General features: G+C 59.4%; 13 protein-coding genes. 10 read left to right on the forward strand and 3 right to left on the reverse strand.

Features of this window, described 5'->3' with window-relative positions; all coding sequences use genetic code 11:
• Positions 1 to 66: 66 nt before the first annotated feature.
• On the forward strand, positions 67 to 630 hold the full coding sequence (gene smrA / locus GRPL_RS09685) for a DNA endonuclease SmrA (RefSeq protein WP_032687455.1): 564 nt from the start codon (positions 67 to 69) through the stop codon (positions 628 to 630).
• On the opposite strand, the gene GRPL_RS09680 is transcribed toward smrA, so the two are convergent.
• Positions 627 to 1,433, reverse strand: a complete 807-nt coding sequence (locus GRPL_RS09680) for an IclR family transcriptional regulator domain-containing protein (protein WP_032696070.1) — start codon at positions 1,431 to 1,433, stop codon at positions 627 to 629. The two genes, smrA and GRPL_RS09680, sit on opposite strands and share 4 nt — an antisense overlap.
• Positions 1,434 to 1,600: 167 nt before the next feature.
• Between GRPL_RS09680 and GRPL_RS09675 the strand changes: the two genes are divergently transcribed.
• The 6 genes from GRPL_RS09675 to pcaC are packed head-to-tail and all read left to right on the forward strand — an operon-like array spanning position 1,601 to position 6,665.
• Positions 1,601 to 2,287: a 3-oxoacid CoA-transferase subunit A gene (locus GRPL_RS09675; RefSeq protein WP_032699705.1), complete on the forward strand. Its 687-nt coding sequence runs from the start codon at positions 1,601 to 1,603 to the stop codon at positions 2,285 to 2,287.
• Positions 2,288 to 2,297: 10 nt separating this feature from the next.
• Positions 2,298 to 2,954: a 3-oxoacid CoA-transferase subunit B gene (locus tag GRPL_RS09670; RefSeq protein ID WP_032687458.1), complete on the forward strand. Its 657-nt coding sequence runs from the start codon at positions 2,298 to 2,300 to the stop codon at positions 2,952 to 2,954.
• A gap of 10 nt (positions 2,955 to 2,964) precedes the next feature.
• The gene (gene pcaF / locus GRPL_RS09665; RefSeq protein ID WP_032687459.1) at positions 2,965 to 4,167 is read left to right on the forward strand and encodes a 3-oxoadipyl-CoA thiolase; all 1,203 of its coding nucleotides are present in this window, start codon (positions 2,965 to 2,967) and stop codon (positions 4,165 to 4,167) included.
• 9 nt (positions 4,168 to 4,176) lie between these two features.
• Positions 4,177 to 5,529: a 3-carboxy-cis,cis-muconate cycloisomerase gene (locus tag GRPL_RS09660; protein WP_032699706.1), complete on the forward strand. Its 1,353-nt coding sequence runs from the start codon at positions 4,177 to 4,179 to the stop codon at positions 5,527 to 5,529.
• Positions 5,519 to 6,286 carry a 3-oxoadipate enol-lactonase gene (gene pcaD / locus GRPL_RS09655; protein ID WP_032699707.1) on the forward strand — a complete coding sequence of 256 codons (768 nt, stop codon included), beginning with the start codon at positions 5,519 to 5,521 and terminating at the stop codon, positions 6,284 to 6,286. Before GRPL_RS09660 ends, pcaD begins: the two co-directional genes overlap by 11 nt.
• On the forward strand, positions 6,276 to 6,665 hold the full coding sequence (pcaC, locus tag GRPL_RS09650) for a 4-carboxymuconolactone decarboxylase (protein WP_004862525.1): 390 nt from the start codon (positions 6,276 to 6,278) through the stop codon (positions 6,663 to 6,665). Before pcaD ends, pcaC begins: the two co-directional genes overlap by 11 nt.
• A gap of 41 nt (positions 6,666 to 6,706) precedes the next feature.
• Here pcaC and GRPL_RS09645 read toward each other — a convergent pair whose 3' ends face one another.
• Complete coding sequence (locus tag GRPL_RS09645) at positions 6,707 to 8,326, reverse strand: mechanosensitive ion channel family protein (RefSeq protein WP_032696073.1); 1,620 nt, start codon at positions 8,324 to 8,326, stop codon at positions 6,707 to 6,709.
• Between the two features lie 264 nt (positions 8,327 to 8,590).
• Here GRPL_RS09645 and GRPL_RS09640 point away from each other — a divergent pair, with 264 nt between their 5' ends.
• From GRPL_RS09640 to GRPL_RS09630, 3 genes are read left to right on the forward strand one after another with little or no spacing between them, the layout of a single operon-like run.
• Positions 8,591 to 9,046: a MarR family transcriptional regulator gene (locus GRPL_RS09640; protein WP_032687465.1), complete on the forward strand. Its 456-nt coding sequence runs from the start codon at positions 8,591 to 8,593 to the stop codon at positions 9,044 to 9,046.
• 24 nt (positions 9,047 to 9,070) lie between these two features.
• A complete protein-coding gene (locus GRPL_RS09635) occupies positions 9,071 to 10,249 on the forward strand; it encodes an HlyD family secretion protein (RefSeq protein ID WP_032699708.1) in 1,179 nt (392 codons plus the stop codon).
• A gap of 10 nt (positions 10,250 to 10,259) precedes the next feature.
• Positions 10,260 to 11,795 carry a DHA2 family efflux MFS transporter permease subunit gene (locus tag GRPL_RS09630; protein WP_032699709.1) on the forward strand — a complete coding sequence of 512 codons (1,536 nt, stop codon included), beginning with the start codon at positions 10,260 to 10,262 and terminating at the stop codon, positions 11,793 to 11,795.
• A gap of 73 nt (positions 11,796 to 11,868) precedes the next feature.
• Here the strand turns inward: GRPL_RS09630 and GRPL_RS09625 are convergent.
• Positions 11,869 to 12,058, reverse strand: a 190-nt coding sequence (locus GRPL_RS09625) for a fumarate hydratase C-terminal domain-containing protein (protein ID WP_032699710.1), incomplete at its 5' end; no start/stop codon positions are given.

The following is a 12,058-nucleotide window of genomic DNA, read 5'->3' on the forward strand; positions in this document are numbered from 1 at the left end:
CAAACGCATTGAGGAGGCGGGGCGCGGCGGATATAGTAGCCTCCGGTAGCAGCCGGAGGAGTGCACATGAATCTTGACGACAAATCGCTATTTCTTGGCGCCATGGAGGACGTTCAGCCTCTCAAGCGTGGCAATGACGTGCATTGGCATCCTGAACGCAACCCGCGCCCGACGCAGCGTCTTGATGTCCTGCAGCTCGATAATTTTCTCACCACCGGCTATCTCGATATTCTGCCGCTGACGACGCCGCTGGAATTTAAACGCGAAGGGCTGCAAAACGGTGTGCTGGATAAGCTGCGGCTGGGGAAATATGACCCGCAGGCGAGCCTGAATCTGTTGCGCCGTCCGGTCGAACAGTGCCGGCAAATGCTGTTTGCCTTTGTCGTGCAGGCGCAAAAAGAGGGGTTGCGCAATCTGCTGATCGTCCACGGGAAAGGGCGGGATGATAACGCCCACGCCAATATCGTGCGTAGCTATCTGGCGCGCTGGCTGGTCGAACTGCCCGAGGTGCAGGCGTTCTGCGTGGCCTCGGCACCGCATGGCGGCAGCGGAGCGTGTTACGTCGCGTTGCGTAAATCCGCCGAGGCGAAACAGGAAAACTGGGAGCGCCACGCCAAACGCAGCCGCTAGCGCAGCAGCAGCGTCAGCTCGCGAGCCGCTTTTTGCAGCTCGGGCAGTACTCGTTCCAGCATTTCGCGGGTGGAGACCTGCCCGGCATGCACGCCGACGTTCAGCGCGGCCTGTATCTGGCCCTGCGGGTTGAACAAAGGCACCGCCAGCGAGCGGAGCCCCATTTCCAGCTCCTGATCGTTGAGCGCGTAGCCCTGCTGCTGGACGCGCTTCAGCTCCGCGCGCAGTTTGTTCACTGAATCCACCGTTTGCGGGGTGTAGCGAATCATCGTGACCCGCGCCAGCATATCATTCAGCTTCTCTTCCGGCAGATGGCTTAACAGCACGCGCCCCATCGAGGTCGCCCAGGCCGGCAGGCGGCTGCCGATATCGAGATCGATGGTCATAATCCGCGAACTGGAGGCGCGGGCAATATAGAGAATATCGTCGCCATCGAGGGTGGCTATCGAGCAGGACTCGTTCAACATTTCACTCAGATGTTTAAGAACAGGCTGCGCCGAACGCGCCAGCGGCGTGGAGGCTAGCCATGCGTGGCCGAGAGCCAGAATGCGCGGGCGCAGCTGAAAGTTTTTGCCATCTTCCGCATAGACGAACCCCAGTTTCCCCAGCGTATACAGGCAGCGGCGCACCGCCGCGCGCGGAATGCCGGTCTTCTGACTGATTTGCGAGATAGACAGAACCGGGCGCTGCGGGGTGAAGGCCTGAATCACTTCCAGCCCGCGGGCCAGCGAGGCCATAAAGTTCGGATCGCCCTTAAACGGATCGCTGTCGCCCGTCAGTAAATCGTCTGGATGCTTCTCCATTTTCTTCTCCATATTTGCCATCGATCACATTCTTTCGCTAAAGATATACGATGTTCGATTATCGCACCATATTTCGATTATCGCCCTTGACCAACATCGTTAAGCGGGTCACATTTTGTGCGAACAACGCATAAAAGTGCGATTACCGCACGTAAAGGAGCGACCTGATGATTGATAAAAGCGTGTCGACGCTAAGTGATGCCATCGCCGGGATTCACGACGGGGCGACCATCATGATCGGCGGTTTTGGTCCTGCCGGTCAGCCAACGTACCTGATTGATGCCCTGATTGAACAGGGTGCCCGCGAACTCACGATTATCAACAACAATGCGGGCAACGGTGAAGTTGGCCTGGCGGCACTGCTGAAGGCCGGACGCGTGAGAAAGATGATCTGTTCTTTCCCGCGCCAGGTCGACTCACAGATTTTTGACGATCTTTATCGTCGCGGCAAAGTGGAGCTCGAACTGGTCCCGCAGGGTAATCTCGCGGCGCGAATCCAGGCCGCCGGCGCCGGTCTGGGCGCGATTTTTACGCCGACCGGCTACGGCACGCCGCTGGCTGAAGGTAAAGAGAGCCGCGAAATCGATGGTCGTCATTACGTCCTCGAATACCCGATCAAGGCCGATTTTGCCCTGATCAAAGCGCATCAGGCTGACCGTTGGGGCAATCTGGTGTACCGCAAAGCGGCGCGCAACTTCGGCCCCATTATGGCCACCGCCGCAAAAACCACCATCGTTGAAGTCTCCCGTCTGGTGAGTCTTGGCGACCTTGACCCGGAAAATGTGATCACGCCGGGGATTTTCGTCCAGCGGATGTTCTCGCTGGAACACCTGACCACCGCACAACGCGCCTGAGGAGCCAGCCATGCAAAAACTAACCCGTGATGAAATGGCCCAGCGAGTGGCGCGCGATATTCCTGAAGGGGCCTATGTCAATCTGGGCATCGGTTTACCTACGCGCATCGCCAACTATCTGCCGACCGACAAAGAAGTGTTTCTGCACAGTGAAAATGGCCTGCTGGGGATGGGGGGCAAGCCGCAGCCGGGCGAAGAAGACCCCGAGCTGATTAATGCCGGTAAAGAGTACGTGACCCTGCTTAAAGGCGGCTGCTTTTTCCATCATGGCGACTCATTCGCCATGATGCGCGGCGGCCACCTCGACATTTGCGTTCTGGGGGCGTATCAGGTCTCCGCCAGCGGCGATCTCGCCAACTGGAGCACCGGCGCGCCGGATGCGATCCCGGCGGTGGGGGGGGCGATGGATCTCGCCATCGGCGCCCGTCAGGTGTTTGTGATGATGGATCATCTGACCCGCGACGGCGAGTGTAAGCTGGTTGAACAGTGCAGCTACCCGCTCACTGGAGTGGGCTGCGTCAGCCGGATCTACACGGACCTGGCAGTCATCGACATCACGCCGGCCGGCCCGGTGGTACGCGAAATTTTCAACGGCCTCTCTTTTGAGGAGCTGCAGCGCATCACTCCGGTGGCGTTGACCTTCGAACATCTGGCGGAAAGCGCATAAGGAACCTATGATGAATCAGGCATTTATCTGTGATGCGGTGCGTACACCGTTCGGACGTTTTGGTGGTACGCTGGCGACGATGCGCGCCGATGATTTGGCCGCTCTGCCGCTGAAAGCGCTGCTGGCGCGTAACCCGGGGCTGGATCCCGCGCGCATTGATGATGTGATTTACGGCTGCGCAAACCAGGCCGGGGAAGATAACCGCAACGTTGCCCGCATGGCGCTGCTGCTGGCCGGGCTACCGCAAACGGTGCCGGGCAGTACCATTAACCGGCTGTGCGGCTCCAGCCTTGATGCGATCGGCGTCGCAGCGCGCGCCATCAAAAGCGGCGAAACTCAGCTGATGATCGCCGGCGGCGTGGAGAGCATGTCGCGCGCGCCGTTTGTGATGGGCAAGGCGGAGAATGCCTTCAGCCGCAACATGCAGATTGAAGATACGACGATTGGCTGGCGCTTTATCAACGCCCGGATGAAAGCATTGTACGGCGTGGATTCGATGCCGGAGACCGCCGAGAACGTCGCCGCTGATTTTGCCGTTTCGCGTGCCGATCAGGACGCCTTTGCGCTGCGTAGCCAGATGCGTACCGCCGCGGCGCAGGAGGCCGGCCGGTTTGCTGATGAGCTGATAACGGTCTCTATCGCCCAGCGAAAAGGTGATCCGCTGCTGTTTACCCGCGATGAACACCCGCGCAGCACTTCTGCGGAAGCGCTGGCGAAACTCAAGGGGGTGGTGCGCCCGGACGGCTCGGTGACCGCGGGGAACGCCTCCGGGGTGAACGATGGCGCCTGTGCCTTGCTGTTGGCCAGCGAATCGGCGCTGAGGGCCAACGATCTGCACCCCCTGGCCCGGGTTGTCGGCGTGGCGACGGCGGGTGTGGCGCCGCGGATTATGGGCTTCGGACCGGCTCCGGCGGTACGTAAAGTGCTGGCGCAGACCGGGCTGACGCTGGAGCAAATGGATGTGATTGAATTGAATGAAGCGTTCGCCGCACAGGCGCTGGCGGTGACCCGCGATTTAGGGCTGGCCGACGATGCGCCCCACGTCAATCCCAACGGCGGCGCCATTGCGCTGGGCCATCCTCTGGGGGCGTCGGGCGGGCGTCTGGCGATGACCGCCGCGTATCAACTACGTCGCACCGGTGGGCGCTATGCGCTGTGTACCATGTGTATTGGCGTCGGTCAGGGCATTGCGCTGATTATTGAACGTGTTTAAGGAGCCAACATGAGTTTGTTGACCCCCATGCTGCGCAGCAGTCCGCTGACCGCCTGGTTTAGCGATGCGCAGCGGGTGCAGGGGATGCTGGATTTTGAAGCGGCGCTGGTCCGCGCGCAGGCATCCTGCGGCACGGTGCCGCAGGATGCCGTCGCCCCCATCGTCAGCGCCTGCCAGCATTCGGCCATCGATTTTCCGGCCCTGGGACTGGCCGCCGCCAGCGCGGGCAACCTGGCGATTCCGCTGGTGAAACAGCTCACCGCCCGGGTGAAGACGCAGGATGCCGGGGCGGCACGCTATGTTCACTGGGGGGCGACCAGCCAGGATGCTATCGATAGCGGACTGGTCTTGCAGCTGCGCGGCGCGCTGGACGAAACGGAACGGCTGTTGCAACAGCTGATTGACGGCTTCGCCATGCAGGCTGAACGCTATCAGAACACGGTCATGCCCGGTCGTACCTGGATGCAGCACGCGCTGCCGGTCACCTTTGGCCTGAAGCTGGCGGGCACGCTTGATGCGCTGCTGCGCTGGCAGCAGCGTTTGCGGGAGATGCGACCGCGGGTGCTGGTGCTGCAGTTTGGCGGCGCGGCGGGCACCCTGGATTCGCTGAAAGCCGATGCATCGCCGGTTGCTGCGGCGCTGGCCAGCCTGCTCGGGCTGACTCTGCCGGATACGCCGTGGCACAGCCAGCGTGACCGGCTGCTGGAAGTGGGGGCCTGGTTTGCTGGCCTGTGCGGCACGCTGGGCAAATTTGCTAACGATTTTTCCCTGCTGATGCAAACCGAAGTGGCGGAAGTCAGCGAACCGGTTGCGGAAGGGCGCGGCGGATCGTCGACCATGCCGCACAAACGCAACCCCATCGCCTGTAGCGCGATTTTAACCGCGGCCCAGCGCACGCCAGGACTGGTGGCGACGCTTTACGCCAGCCAGATTCAGCAGCATGAACGCGCCCTTGGCGGCTGGCAGGCGGAGTGGGAGACCCTGCCAGAGCTGATTATGCTGGTGGGAGGGGCGCTGGCGCAAAGCGATGCGCTGGTTCGCGAGATGCAGGTCTTCCCGCAGAAAATGCGGGCCGATCTGGAGATCACTCACGGACTGATTATGGCCGAGGCGGTGACGCTGGCGCTGGCGGCGTTTATTGGCAAAGCCGATGCCCATCACCGTATTGAGGCGCTGTGCCGCCAGGCGATCGACGAATCTCGCCCGCTGCAGGCGCTGCTGGAGAACGACCCGCTGGTCAGCCAGCATCTTTCGCCACCCCGTTTAACGCAGCTGCTGGACCCGGCCACGGCCACCGGCAGCGCCGAACGTTTTGTGCGCCAGGTCGTGGCGCGTTACAAGGAGCAACGTGATGAACCTTGATTATCAGCTGGACGGGCCGGAAGGCGCGCCGGTCATTGTGCTTTCTAACTCGCTCGGGACCACCCGAGCAATGTGGCAGCCGCAGATGGCGGCCTTAACCCAACGGTTCCGCGTGCTGCGCTATGACACCCACGGCCATGGTAAAACCCAAAAGTCAGGCAAGGTGACGCTGGCGCAGCTTGGTGAAGATGTTATTGCGCTGCTCGATCATCTCAATATCGCCAAAGCCTGGTTTTGCGGTATCTCGATGGGTGGCCTGACCGGGCTATGGCTGGGGCGTTTTGCCGCGGATCGTTTTTACGGTATCGCGGTGGCCAACACGGCGGCGCGGATTGGCGATCAGGCCAGCTGGCTCTCCCGCTCGCGGGCCGTGCGTCAGGAAGGAATGGACGTAGTGGCCGCCGGTGCGGCGGACCGCTGGTTCACGCACGCTTTCCGTCAGAAGGCGCCGGAGGTGGTCGAGGCGCTGTGCCATCAGCTGACCCATAGCAATGCCGAAGGGTATGCCGAGTGCTGTGAAGCCCTGGCGGCGGCCGATTTGCGCAGCGAAGTCGGACAAATTAGCGTGCCGACGCTGATCATTGCCGGTGAAAGTGACCCTGTCACTACCGTTGCCGATGCGCATTTTTTACATCAGCAGATCTCCTCTTCGCAGGTGGTGGTGGTTCCCGCGTCCCATCTGTCCAGTATCGAGTCGCCGGAGGCCTTTAGCGCGGCGCTGTTGGCTTTTTTGCAAGGGGACGATCGTGGACGATAAAACCCGTTACCAGCAGGGCATGAACGTTCGGCGCAAAGTGCTGGGCGATGCCCATGTGGAGCGCACGCTGCACAATCTGACGCCGCTCAATGACGAGTTTCAGGATTTTATTACCCGCTATGCGTGGGGAGAGACCTGGACCCGGCCGGGGCTCGATCACCATACCCGCAGCATGATAACAATCGCCATGCTGATTGCGCTCAACCGCGAAGCGGAGCTGAAAATGCATCTGCGCGCGGCGTTTAATAATGGCGTGACCCGCGATGAGCTGAAAGAGTTGATTATGCACTCCGCGCTGTACTGCGGGCTGCCTGCCGCCAATGCCACGATGCATCTTGCGCAGCAGGTGTTTGATGAGCTGGACGGGAAACCGGCCTGATGCGGTTGTGCTGGCCGGTTTTCGCCGGCCAGCATCGTGACTTATCTCTCTGTTATCTGTGGGTCTTTCGCCGCCGGCGCGGCGTACCAGTCCTCTTTTGCCACCATCACGGCTCCCTTCGGCTGCATAACAAAGTTCGGCGACATGATCTGCACGCCAAATTCATTAAAGACATCCTGAATGTTGCTGTGTAGCGCGGTTCGTCCGTCGGCCAGCGAGGTTTCCGCCAGTAGCAGGACCTGCAGCTCATAGGCGACGTACCAGTCCATCAGCCCAAGCTGACGCACCTGCGGCGGCTGGCGGTGGTCGATACCCGGCGCGCGCCGCGCGGCCAGTTCCAGCAGCGCCTGAACCTGTCGCCACGGCGTGTCGTAGCCGATGGTGACGCCGGTGGTCAGGTTAAGGCCGCTTTCGCTGCTTTGTGCGCTGAGGTTGGTGATTTTCCCGCTCACTACCACGGCGTTTGGCACCGTCACGATATAGTTTTCCCGGGTGACGATTTTGGTGGCCAGCATCCCAATTTCACTGACCTCACCCTCATTGTCGGCAATCCGAATCACATCGCCTTTGCGCAGCGCGCGCGAGTAAATCAGCACCAGACCGCTCATGGCATGGTTCATGACTCCTGCCGATCCCAGGGTTAACATCAGACCGAAAAAGACGCTAATCCCTTTGAACGCCAGCGAGTTGGCGCCAGGTAAAAAGGGGTAAGCGGCGGAGAGGGCGAAGAGCCAGATGACCACCGAGATAAGTTTGCGCGTTGCGCCTACCGTTTCGGGATGCAGACCCGGAATTTGCAGACGACCGGCTTCCACCTGACTGAGCAGCAGCTTTACCAGACGGATAATAAACCAGGTGATCAGCAAGATAATCAGAACAATCAGCAGGCCGGGTAGCGCCGAAACTATTGCCAGGGCAATCTCCTGCAGGACGCGTACCGACCACTCTCCCAACGATTCGCTCCACACGCGCGTCCAGGGAAACAGGCCGAAGGCCCAGCTTAGCCAGGCATAAAGCGCCACTATGCCCAGCAAAACCATCAGCAGGGCATAGAGTCTGGTTTCGATATTGCCGAGAAACCGCCGCCAGTTCTGGGGGATCCAGCCGCGCTTTTGCAGAATACGCAGCAGAAAATAGCGGCGAACCCGACGCCAGGAGCGCCAGGCGGCGTAATAAAAGGCCGCCAGCAGCAGCGCGCCACCCCCCACTTTAACGACCGCCAGCGTCAGATAGGATGTATTGAACTGTTCACGAAGCGCGGTGCGCTGCGCCTCCATTCGGGCGAGAACCCGTTGGCTGGCCTGGTCGAGGGTCAGGTCGTCACCTTCGTCGAGGTCGGCCTGGCTCAGTAACATAATGGGTTTACCGTTCATAAGGAACAAACGACCCGGCAGGTTGTAGCGCGTGACCGGAACAACCTGCAGCGGCTGGCTGATATCCGCCTCGGTAAAAGCGCGTAGCGTATTGCGAATTCGCAGCACCCGCTCTTCGGGCGTCGTCTGACCGAAGGTCGCCTGTAACATCACAATCGGCTGGTGGAAAATTTTCACCGTACGGGCCTGTTCACGTTCTGTGGGCTGTTGGCGAGGTTCCGCCGCCGAAAGGGGGAACGCCAGGCATAGCGCGAGGCCGGCCACAAATAACGCCTGTATTTTGTTCATATGCAGCACCCAAAAAAAGAGAATTATCGTTATTTTTCAGGTGGTCAACAGCATTTTCTGACCAGGCCTTGCTTTGAGCATAGACCAGCGATAAGCGAATACAAGCGCGGCGGAGAGGTCGCGAATATCGAGGGCGGGGCCGGCAAACCACCTCGGGCGCGGCGTCTCGCCGCGCTGACAAAACGTGCGATCTTCTTGACACTGCGTTGACAAATAGATGCCTGGTCAGTAGTTTCATTTGTAATTACTGACCAGGCAAATATCATGAATAACCATCCGGGTATTATTAACAATAAATTTCACTTAGGTTTGTTGATCCATCTGGCTAACCAGTTCAAGGACCAGCTGATTAGCCAGCACTTCTCCGGCATGGACATTACCGCCGCGCAGTTCAAGGTGCTGATCAGTATTTATAAAGGCTTTAACAGTCCGGTCGAGATCAGTAAAAACCTGGTCATGGACGCCGGCGCCATGAGCCGAATGGTGGATCGAATGGTCAAGCGTGAGTTGATCAGTCGCTCCCCCAATCCACAGGATAAACGCCAGGTGATTCTGGCATTGACCGACAAAGGGCTGCTGATTTGCGAGCGCTTTGTCAATGAAGCGCTGGTATCGATCATCAGCGAACTCACCGCCCGACTCACTCCCGATGAATCCCGACAGCTGGTCGATCTGATGACAAAAATGTTGCCAGACGAGATCGTCGCCCCTCATCGCTAATGCATTCAAAAAGGTCCTGACAAGATGGAAACCACTGCGGTACAACAGGCTGAGCGCGGCAGCAAGCGCAAACGTAACTTTATTATTTTATTGATTATCCTGCTTCTGGCCGCCGGTGGCGGGGTGGCGTGGTATTTGCTGTACGCCCGCTACTATGAAACGACCGACGATGCTTATGTCAATGGCAACCAGATGACGCTCACTCCGCAGATTGGCGGTACGGTCACTCAGGTGACGGTGGATGAAGGCGACTTCGTACAGAAGGGGCAGCCGCTGGTGCTGCTCGACCCCAGCGATACCGAAATTGCGCTGCAGCAGGCGGAAGCCAGTCTGGCGAATACGGTTCGCCAGGTTCGCGGGCTGTACAGCACCGCGGATAACTACCGCGCGCAGGTCGCCGCGAAAAAAGTGGCGTTACAAACGGCGCAAAACGACTATGCGCGGCGGCAGAAAATCTTCCAGAGCGGGGCGATCGCCGCGGAAGACCTGGCGCATTATCGCGATGCGGTCACCAGCGCGCAAAGCGATCTTCTCGCCGCACAGGAAGCGTTGCGCACCAATATGGCCATGGTGGATGACACCGTAATCGACAGCCACCCGGAAATTAAAAGTGCCGTCGCCACCCTCCGTCAGCGCTATCTCGACAATTCCCGCAGCACCATCGTGGCCCCAGTCAGCGGCTATGTGGCGAAGCGCGCGGTACAGCTCGGCATGCGCGTTGATTCCGGCACCACGCTGATGGCTATCGTGCCGCTGAACGAAGTCTGGGTAGATGCCAACTTCAAAGAGAGCCAGATGAAGGGGATGCGTCTCGGACAAAAAGTCACCCTCAACGCCGATCTGTACGGCGATGATGTCGAGTATCACGGCACCATCGAAAGCCTGGGCATTGGCACCGGTAGCGCGTTCTCGCTGCTGCCGGCACAGAACGCCAGCGGCAACTGGATCAAAATTGTCCAGCGTCTGCCGGTCCGTATTGTACTCGATCCCCATGATATGCAGAAAAACCCGCTGCGCGTCGGCCTGTCGATGAACGTCAGCGTCGATATTCGCGACGCCGACGGCCACCTACTGCCGCAGCAAACCGTTAGCAGCCCGCGTTTCACCACGGACGTGTATCAAAACCCGCTGGCAGAAGCGGACAAACTGGTGGCTAAAATCCTTCATGACAACAGCAAAACGGTAGCCGCCGGCGCCCGTTAAGAGAGACGTTATGCACGATAAGGCTGCCTTTACACCGCCCAATATGTGGCTGGCGGTGCTTGCGCTGTCTCTGGCCACGTTTATGCAGGTGCTGGATTCCACTATCGCCAACGTGGCGTTGCCGACGATTGCCGGCAACCTCGGGGTCAGCGCGGATCAGGGGACATGGGTGATCACCTCATTTGCGGTGTGTAACGCCATCGCGCTGCCGCTGACCGGTTGGTTTACGCGCCGCTTCGGGCAGTTAAAGCTCTTTATTGGCTCGGTGATGATGTTTACGCTGACCTCATTCCTGTGCGGATTTGCCCACAGTATGACCGAGCTGATTATCTTCCGCGCGCTACAGGGCTTTTTCGCCGGCCCTATGTTCCCGATGTGTCAGACGCTGCTGCTGGTTATCTTTCCCGCCAGTAAACGCAGTATGGCGCTGGCGCTGCTGTCGATGGTGACGGTCGTGGCGCCGATTGTCGGGCCGATTACCGGCGGCTGGATAACGGACAACTACTCGTGGCCGTGGATCTTCTACATCAACGTACCGATCGGCATCTTCGCCACTACCGTGGTCTGGACGCAGATGCGTGAACGGGAAGAGACCACCACCCACGCCCCCATTGATTACATCGGGATTGCGCTGCTGGTGCTCGGGGTTGGGTTGCTGCAGGTGGTGCTTGATAAAGGCAACGATCTAGACTGGTTTGCCTCTTCGCAGATCGTTGTGATGTCGACGATTTCCGCCATCTCGCTGGTGTCGTTCGTTATCTGGGAACTGGGCGAGCGTCATCCGATCGTGAACCTGCGCTTGTTCAAAGATCGCAATTTTGCGATTGGTACGCTCTCGCTGACCCTGGGGTACGCGGCTTTTTTTGCTATCAATATTATTCTGCCGCAGTGGCTGCAAACGCAGATGGGCTACACGGCGATCTGGGCCGGACTGGCCGCCGCGCCGATGGGGATCCTGCCGCTGATGATGACGCCGATTATCGGCCGCTACGCCAACAAGTTTGACCTGCGGATCCTGGCCTCGCTCTCATTTTTGACGATGGGGGCCTCCTGCCTGATTCGCGCGCAGTTCAATACCGATGTCGATTTCCGCACCATTGCAGAAGTGCAGCTATTTATGGGGATCGGCGTGGCGTTTTTCTTCATGCCCATTACCACGATTGTGCTGTCAAACCTGAACGGCGCGGAAGTGGCCGAAGGCTCCGGGCTGGCGACCTTTTTCCGCGTGCTGGGCGGCTCTTTTGCGTCGTCGCTCACCACCTGGATCTGGTCGCGTCGGGAAGTTTTCCACCATGCCAACCTGACCGAAAGCGTCTCCGCCTACAATCCCGCGGCGGTGGACTATATCAACAAGATGGGCGGCGCCACGCAGCAGCATATGGCGCTGATTGATAAGAGCATCGAGCAGCAGGCCTACATGATGTCGACCATCGACTATTTCTGGCTACTGGGCTGGGGCTTTATGGCGCTGATCGCGGTTATCTGGTTTGCCCGTCCGCCGTTCAGCCGCGCAGGGGGGCCAGGGGCGCCGTCAGCCGGCCATTAGTCTTCTGGCGGCGAGCGTAAAAAAGGCCGTAACGCACAGCGTTACGGCCCCGAACAGGGTTAATCAGCCAAAATTAGCGCTGTGAACAACCCGCACACTGTTTGTTCTGAATCTGCTGGAAGAAATCGTTGCCTTTATCATCCACCAGGATGAAGGCCGGGAAATTTTCCACTTCGATTTTCCAGATAGCTTCCATCCCCAGTTCCGGATACGCCACGCACTCCAGGCTCTTAATACTCTGCTGGGCGAGTACCGCCGCCGGA

Origin of the sequence: Klebsiella planticola ATCC 33531 (assembly GCF_000735435.1) — a bacterium.
In the GTDB taxonomy this organism is placed as follows: Bacteria; Pseudomonadota; Gammaproteobacteria; order Enterobacterales; family Enterobacteriaceae; genus Klebsiella; species Klebsiella planticola.